Origin of the sequence: Paracraurococcus lichenis (assembly GCF_030657435.1) — a bacterium.
GTDB classification, from domain to species: domain Bacteria; phylum Pseudomonadota; class Alphaproteobacteria; order Acetobacterales; family Acetobacteraceae; genus Paracraurococcus; species Paracraurococcus lichenis.
In genome coordinates, this window is sequence record NZ_JAUTWS010000383.1 from 1 (window position 1) to 779 (window position 779).

At 69.3% G+C, this 779-nt stretch carries 1 protein-coding gene; it reads right to left on the reverse strand.

From position 1 onward, the window contains the following. The coding region (locus Q7A36_RS40375) for an MHYT domain-containing protein (protein WP_305109421.1) at positions 1 to 779 on the reverse strand (779 nt) is incomplete at both ends.

The window sequence follows — 779 nt, forward strand, 5'->3', positions numbered from 1 at the left end:
CCGGTATCGGCCTCGGCAACGACCACTCCAACTGGCATTCGGTCGAGCACAGCGCGCAGCCGCTCCTCGCTACGACGGAGTGCATCGGCCTCGCGTGAGGCCATGAGCTCGAGGCGACGGTCAAACATTGCGGCGCTCAGCGCGAGGGCGAGCAGCAGGAGGGTGCAGGCTGCGACACCGATAGCGAGCGCCTGGGCCGGGATGCCGCCCCCGTTTCCAAGTCCAGCTTGTGGCGCATGGCTGAAGGAGACGGCCGCCATCGCCGTGTAGTGCATACCCGAGATCGCCAACCCGAGTGCAAGGGCGCTCGCCGCCCGTGCCGAGCCGGGTCGGTCCCCGTGCGCCAGCACCAGTCCTAGAGTCGAGGCGCCGACCGCGACCACGCCCGAGGCCACCACGAGCGCGGCATTGTACGCGGGCACGGCGTCCAGCCGCATCGCGGCCATGCCGGCGTAGTGCATAAGACAGATGCCGAGGCCCATGGCGAGACCGGCAGACGCGATCCGTCCCGGTCCGGGTGCTTCTACGGAGAGACTAATGGCGGCGAAGCCGGTTGCGGTCGCTCCTACAGCGAGCACCAGGGACAGGGCAGTCAGACCTATTTCGTAACGGACAGGGACGCCGAGGTCGTAGGCCAGCATGGCGACGAAGTGCATCGACCAGATCGAGGCCCCTGTCGCCGCGGCGGCTCCTGCAAGCCACCATCGCCGGGCGGCGCCCGCGTTGGCCCGCACGCGGCGCAGCAGGTCGAGCGCGGTCCAGGAACCCAGGATGGCGAT